Raw genomic sequence first — 6540 nt, 5'->3', positions numbered from 1 at the left:
GCGGTGGACGCCGGTCCGGTTGGGGCCCTCCCCCACCCCCTGTTAAAAAAATGCTTGCTCTACATCAAGCGTATTTCTAAGAGGGAGTGAGGGGGAGAGCCGGTCCCGTGCTCGTCGGTTCGTCGCGCTCTCACGTCCCCGATCCAGCGCATTACTGAAGATTGTTCATCGTGAAGTTGCTGGTCGCAGGCCTGGTGTGGTCGCCGTGGAGAGTGCTCGTACTGGTCGGGGGCGGGTGTCTGCGGTGAAGATCGTCCGTCAGCGGGCGATCTCGATGTTGTTGCGCCGGTTGTCCCTGCTGTACCAGCGACGGGTGCACACCAGGGTGCCGTCGATCAGTACGACGTGGCCACCCTTGCGGATGATTCTCTTCAGCGCACGCTCCAGCCGCTCGGCGCGGGCGGCGAGCAGTTCGATCACCTCCAGCACCCAGCGACGCACCGTCGTGTGGGAGACGCCGTTACCGCCGGCCATGTCGAGAAGCCGCTGGGCGAGCCGGTTCAGCTTGGATGGCGTTTTCCTCATACCGGGCCGTAACAAATCTGCGGGTCGGCCCCACTACCTCACAACAGCACTTTCACCGAGGCTTACGGGAGGTACCGGCGGTGGCCGATGGATGAGACTGGCGACGAAGGCCGCTTCACTGCCATGTACGACGCATGCCGACAGCGTGTATGGGCCTACGCTGCCGCACGCGCCGGACAACAGGCCGCCGACGAGGCGGTCAGCGAGACGTTCGCCGTGGCATGGCGACGGATCCGCGACGTCCCGGAGCCGCCGCTGCCCTGGCTGCTTGGCGTCGCCCGCAACGTGCTGCGCGACAGCACCCGCGCGAACAGGCGGTGGGAGTCGTCCGCCACCCGTCTGCCACCCGGTTGGACGGACCCGGCTGAGGAGGACGTCGCTGTCCTCGTCACGGAGCGCATGACGCTGCTGCATGCCCTGGCCACCCTCCACGAGGACGACCGCGACCTGCTGATTCTGACCGCTTGGCAGGGTCTCGACCAGCGCGACGCCGCGCAGGTCCTCGGCTGTGCTCCGACCACGCTGCGGGTGCGCCTCCACCGGGCCCGCAAGCGGCTCGTACGGACCCTCGACAACGTAGTGAACGAGGCCCGGGACGTGACCTCGACGGGCGAAACGGCTGGGTCTTCATGGCCACATCCGACTGCACACCGCCCCCATGTCCGGATCGCAGGAGAGGAAGTCCGTTGAAGCGCTCGATGAACCACGATGTGATGCAGCGTTTGGCCGACGCGCGCCCCGCTCACTTGGATCCCGACCGGCCGGTGGCTCCGGGGACCCGGACGGCCGAGTTGCAGCGGGCAATGCTCGAAACCACAGGGACAACCGCTGTTCCGGCTGCGCGTCGCCGCTCGCTGGTCCGCCCGGCCTGGGGCATGCTCGCCGCCGCCACGGCGGTCGCCGTCGTCGTGGTTGCCACGGCCTCCGAACCCGGCAGCCACCAGCAGGCTTACAACTGGCACTTGGGGACAGCGGGCGGGCAGGCCGACAGGCTCTCCGCCAGCCATGTTCTGCTGGCTGCAGCCCAGACGGCACTCAGGGAGCCCGCCGAGGGCCGCTACTGGCGGGTCGACTACGACCTGTGGCAGCAGCTCGCGGCGCGCAACGGAGACGACAAGTACGCTGTCGCCGGCGGCTACCGCGCAACGGACTGGTCGGACACGAAGACCGGTACGTTGCACGGGCCTGCCGAGCCGGTCCCGTACGCTCCGGCAACCGAGGCGGACGAGGCGGCATGGAAGCAGGCAGGATCGCCGAACCCGGTACCCGTTCACAAGGGCGTGCCCTACCTACCGGTGGGGTTCGAGGCGGGTGACAAGCTTCGGATCCTGGGCGACCCGGCAGACGCCGCCCGGGTCGAGCGGGTCTCCCGCCCCGGCAGCGCCCCCGGCAAACCGTACGTGATCGGTCGGGCGGTCGACTTGTCTGAGCTGCAAGCCCTGCCCACCGATCCGGACAAGCTCAAGGCCAACCTCCTCACCGGTTACACCGGTCGGGCGAAGCGGCTGAGCGCGTCCCGCGAGGAGTTCTTGTTCGATGCGGCCCAGGGACTGACCCTCGACCTTCCGGTCAAGCCTGCCGTCCGCGCCGCGGCCTTCCGGATGCTCGCCGAGTTGGACGGCATCACCGTACTCGACCACGTCACCGACGTCAGTGGCCGGACGGGCACAGCTGTCACCATCAACAAGGAGGGCAGGGGCGGGGGAACGGCTCAGCACCGGATCATCTTCGACCAGGCGACGTCCCGTGGCCTCACTGCCGACACGGTGGTGGTCGAGCCCACCGGGGACTACGTCGGCTTCAAACCAGGTGCAATCGTCTTCTCGCAGGTGGTCAGGGAGACCGAGTGGACGGACGAGAAACCTGCGGAGGCGACCGGAAGCTGACCCTGAAGGCTGTCCGGCCTGGTCACCGCCTTGTTCGTGTTCTTGTCCGGGCCAGGCGAACGCCTGGCCTCGGGCCCTGCAGGACGCGATGCCGCAACCCACCCTCGCCGAAGCCGACGAACAGGCCGTCGCCCTCCTCGCCTCACTGCGCATCGCCGACCCACGGCTGATCCTCTCCCGACGCGAAGTGGCCCAACTCGCCCCCGCCGTCGCGCAGTGGCTGGCGGCAGGCGTGGGCCCCAGGCAGATCACCGGCACGCTCACCACCGGCCTCCCGGACCGCTTACGCGCCCGCCCAGCCCGGATCCTGGCGTTCCGCCTCAGCGAGCCGCCCCTTGCCGTTCCTGAGTCCGCCACTGGCGTGCCCCGGACATCGCCGGTAAATCCCCTGCCGTGGCAGACCTGCGACGGCTGCGAACGCGCCTTCCGCGCAGCGGAGCCGTCCCGCTGCCGCGACTGCAGAGAGCTGCCTGTGGCCTGCTGACCAGACAGCGGCCTTGGTAGTAGTCGTCGTCCTCGGACGAGTTCACGACGTACGGGCTTTTCACAGGTGTGCTGTGCGGTGTGCTGTGCATGGTGGTACCCCTTTGGAAGTTGATGAAGTGGAGCCGTGGAGCCGCCGACACAGGGCGGTGAGAAGAAGCCTCGGAGTGTCCGGCGGGCTCGGCAACGATTTCGGGTGTCCGGGACAGTCCAGGAATGTCCGCGCAGGTCAGCGGGGGTGTCCGGCACAGGCTCAGCACACGCTGCGAGCCAGACCCCCGGGGCCCACGCCCCGTGGGGCGTGGGCCTCTCCGGCGCTGTCCGAGGAACGGTCGAGCTGGATCAGCGGGCGTAGATGGACCGTGCCTTGATGCGGAGGTCGTTACCCCACGTCGTGCACAAGGTGGTGCCGCCGGGCTTGTACTGCTTGGTTCCGTTCGCCTGGATCCGCCAGCCGGGGTAGGCGATGAAGCCGCCGCCCTTCTTGTACAGGGCGCCGTTGCCGCCGACCGTGTAGCCCGGCAGGTAGTAGGGAGTGCCGCGCGAGGTCACGAGGTACGGGCACCCGTCCCGCTTCTGAAACGTGCCGTAGAACTTCGACTGGCTCAGTGGCTGCGCCGCCGCCGCGTTGACGGCCGTGTCGGTGACTACCGTGCTCGAAGACGAGGTCGGCGCGGGAGCCCCGATGGCCTCCGCGGCCGGGCCGGCGGCGACCGCCGCGCCGCACATGACGGCTGCGATGGCGAGCCCGGTACGCCTGTGTGTGCTCATGTTGAATCTGCCCTTCCAGATGAGTGGAGATGCGAAAACCGGTCGGGGTGAACGCCCCCTTGGCGTCGTCCCGGTTGGTGTCTGACATCGAGTTCAGCGGCTGCGGAATTGAATGGCAGCCCTGTTCCGCCGGTCTGATCAATGCCTGCGCCCCAGCTCGCAGCTCTTGCCGACGCGACAGGGCGTGCGTAGCTTGGCGGGCGGTCGATCCGCGTCCGGGGGGAGGCGGGGAAGGAGTGACCGATGGCGGGGCGTCCTGAGAGTCCGCTCGATCCGAGCGCGGGTCCAGCGCAGCGATTGGCGTTTGAGTTACGGAAGCTGCGGGCGGAGGCCGGCAGCCCTACGTACCGGGCCATGGCCGCGCGTACCGACCACGGTGCGAGCACGCTGTCCCAAGCCGCCGCCGGGGAGCGGTTGCCGAGCCTGCCGGTGGTACTGGCTTACGTACGGGCCTGCGGCGGCGACCCTGAGGAGTGGGAAGAGCGGTGGCGGCAGGCGGCGGCAGAAGAAGCCTCCGAGCCGCGCGCCGATGAGGACGCCGAGCCTCCGTACCGGGGCCTGGCCCGCTTCGAGCCCGATGACGCGGCCCTGTTCTTCGGCCGCGACCAGCTCATCGACGACCTGCTGCATCTGACCGCCCACCATCGGATCACCGCGGTGGTCGGCGCCTCCGGCAGCGGAAAGTCCTCCCTGTTGCGGGCCGGCCTCATCCCGCGCCTGCGCACCACCGACAACGCGGACTTACGTCCGGCGGCCCTGCGGGTCATCACCCCAGGGGCTCATCCGCTGCGCGACCACGAGCAGCGGCTGGTCCCGAAGGAGGGTGCGGAAGGGGACACCTGGCTGGTCGTGGACCAGACGGAGGAGCTGTACACCCTCTGCACCGACTCGGAAGAACGCACCGCGTTCATTGATCGCCTGCTGACCACTGCCGCCCCGGACAGCCGACTGCGGGTGCTGATCGCCGTACGGGCCGACTTCTTCGGACACCTGGCCGGCCACCGCCCCCTCGCCGACGCACTGCGCGAAGCCACCCTCCTGGTCCCGCCGATGAACCGCGACGAACTCCGCGAGGCCGTCGTCAAACCCGCCCAGGTCGCGGGCCTCATCGTCGAACGCACCCTGACCGCCCGCATCATCGGCGAAGTCGACGGCGAACCAGGCGCCCTGCCCCTGATGTCCCACGCTCTGCTGGAGACTTGGCACCGCCGCAAAGGCCGCGCCCTCACCCTCACCGCGTACGAAGCAGCCGGTGGCGTCCACGGCGCCATCGCCCAGACAGCCGAAGACCTCTACACCCACCTCACCCCCGACCAGGCTTCCTGCGCCCGGCGGATCCTGCTGCGCCTGATCACCCCGGGAGAGGGCGCGCAGGACACCCGGCGGCCTGTGCCCCGGGAAGAGCTGGAGACCGACGCCTCCCCCGCCACCGCTGAAGTGCTGGAGCGGTTGGCGAAAACACGGCTGGTCACCCTCGACGGCCACACCGTGCACCTCGCCCACGAAGCCCTCATCGCCGCCTGGCCCCGGCTACGCAAGTGGATCGACGAGGACCGCGACCGTTTGCGCCTCCACCGCCAGCTCACCGACGCCGCCCACACCTGGCAGGACCTCGGCCGCGACCCCGGCGCGCTCTACCGCGGCACCCGACTCGCCACCGCCGAGGAGTCCTTCCCCACTACCGATGCCGACGGCGACCTCACTCCTCTGGAACGCGACTTTCTCAGCAGCAGCTCCACCGCTCGTCACCGAGAGGAAGCAGCAGCCGCCCGCACCACCCGACGCCTGCGCCAGTTTGCCACCACCGTCTCGGTCCTGCTCGTGCTCGCCCTCACCGCCGGACTGATCGCCTGGCAGCAATACCGAACCAGCGAACAGCAACGACACCAGGCGCTCACCGCCCAACAGATCGCACTCTCCCGTCAGCTGGCCGCCCAGTCGGCCGGCCTCCTGGACTCCAACCCCGACCTGGCCTCGCTCCTGGCGGTCCAGGCGTACCGGACCAGTCCCACGAGGGAAGCCACCGCCAGTCTTTTCACCGCCGCAGCTCTTCCTCTCAAGCGCCGGCTGACCGGGCACAGCGGCTTCGCGGGATCGGTCGCCTTCAGCCCTGACGGCCGCACCCTGGCCACCGGAGGGGGCGATGGGAAGATCCGGTTGTGGGACGCGGCGACCGGCGAACGGCGCGCCACCCTGAGCGGACGTACTGATGCTGTGGTGTCGATGACGTTCAGCCCCGACGGCCACACCCTCGCCACCGGCAGCAACGACACGGCACGCCTATGGGACGTGACCACGGGCAGGCCACGCACCACCCTGACCGGACACACCAAGGGCGTGGGATCAGTGGCGTTCAGCCCCGACGGCCACACCCTGGCCACCGGAGGGTGGGATGGAAAGTCCCAGTTATGGGACGTGGCAACCAGCAAACGGCGCGCCACCCTAAGCGGACACACCAAGGGTATGGAGTCGGTGGCGTTCAGCCCCGACGGTCGCACCCTGGCCACCGGAGGGTGGGATGGAAAGTCCCAGTTATGGGACGTGGCAACCAGCAAACGGCGCGCCACCCTAAGCGGACACACCAAGGGTGTGGAGTCGGTGGCGTTCAGCCCCGACGGTCGCACCCTGGCCACCGGCAGCGGGGACAAGACAGTGCGCCTGTGGGACATGGCAACCGGCAGGCCGCGCACCATCCTGAGCGGACGCACCGATGCGGTGTGGGCTGTGGCGTTCAGTCCTGACGGCCGCACCCTGGCCACCGGTGGGAGGGATGGGAAGGCCCGGTTATGGGACGTGACCACGGGCAGGCCACGTACCACCCTGACCGGACACACCGGGGGCGTGGGATCAGTGGCGTTCAGCCCCGACGGCCACA

General features: G+C 69.1%; 6 protein-coding genes. 4 read left to right on the top strand and 2 right to left on the bottom strand.

Annotation, left to right across the window (positions count from 1 at the left end; all coding sequences use genetic code 11):
• Positions 1–258: 258 nt before the first annotated feature.
• Positions 259–525 (bottom strand): hypothetical protein, encoded by a 267-nt coding sequence (locus CCN51_RS23305; RefSeq protein ID WP_014177282.1) that lies wholly within the window; start codon positions 523–525, stop codon positions 259–261.
• An 87-nt stretch (positions 526–612) separates the two neighbouring features.
• On the opposite strand from CCN51_RS23305, the gene CCN51_RS23300 reads away from it, so the two are divergent.
• The 3 genes from CCN51_RS23300 to CCN51_RS23290 all read left to right on the top strand — a co-directional run bounded on the left by CCN51_RS23300 (position 613) and on the right by CCN51_RS23290 (position 2895).
• Positions 613–1215: an RNA polymerase sigma factor gene (locus tag CCN51_RS23300; RefSeq protein ID WP_014177283.1), complete on the top strand. Its 603-nt coding sequence runs from the start codon at positions 613–615 to the stop codon at positions 1213–1215.
• Positions 1155–2411 (top strand): CU044_5270 family protein, encoded by a 1257-nt coding sequence (locus tag CCN51_RS23295; RefSeq protein WP_342749389.1) that lies wholly within the window; start codon positions 1155–1157, stop codon positions 2409–2411. The genes CCN51_RS23300 and CCN51_RS23295 overlap by 61 nt, the downstream gene beginning before the upstream one ends.
• Before the next feature lie 88 nt (positions 2412–2499).
• Positions 2500–2895: a hypothetical protein gene (locus tag CCN51_RS23290; RefSeq protein WP_425444773.1), complete on the top strand. Its 396-nt coding sequence runs from the start codon at positions 2500–2502 to the stop codon at positions 2893–2895.
• 341 nt (positions 2896–3236) lie between these two features.
• On the opposite strand, the gene CCN51_RS23285 is transcribed toward CCN51_RS23290, so the two are convergent.
• On the bottom strand, positions 3237–3665 hold the full coding sequence (locus CCN51_RS23285) for a hypothetical protein (RefSeq protein ID WP_014178965.1): 429 nt from the start codon (positions 3663–3665) through the stop codon (positions 3237–3239).
• A gap of 354 nt (positions 3666–4019) precedes the next feature.
• Between CCN51_RS23285 and CCN51_RS23280 the strand changes: the two genes are divergently transcribed.
• Positions 4020–6540 (top strand): nSTAND1 domain-containing NTPase (locus CCN51_RS23280; protein WP_483883445.1); only part of this gene is annotated, 2521 nt, incomplete at its 3' end.

The organism is Streptomyces milbemycinicus, from assembly GCF_002154605.1.
GTDB classification, from domain to species: Bacteria; Actinomycetota; Actinomycetes; order Streptomycetales; family Streptomycetaceae; genus Streptomyces; species Streptomyces milbemycinicus.
The sequence above is the reverse complement of the archived record's forward strand: the minus strand, read 5'-3'. Positions and strand labels throughout refer to the sequence as shown.

Excerpts from the sequence above, each read along its gene's own strand:
- CCN51_RS23305 (WP_014177282.1), bottom strand. The coding sequence starts at position 525 with ATGAGGAAAACGCCATCCAAGCTGAACCGGCTCGCCCAGCGGCTTCTC.
- CCN51_RS23300 (WP_014177283.1), top strand. The coding sequence starts at position 613 with ATGGATGAGACTGGCGACGAAGGCCGCTTCACTGCCATGTACGACGCA.
- CCN51_RS23295 (WP_342749389.1), top strand. The coding sequence starts at position 1,155 with ATGGCCACATCCGACTGCACACCGCCCCCATGTCCGGATCGCAGGAGA.
- CCN51_RS23290 (WP_425444773.1), top strand. The coding sequence starts at position 2,500 with ATGCCGCAACCCACCCTCGCCGAAGCCGACGAACAGGCCGTCGCCCTC.
- CCN51_RS23285 (WP_014178965.1), bottom strand. The coding sequence starts at position 3,665 with ATGAGCACACACAGGCGTACCGGGCTCGCCATCGCAGCCGTCATGTGC.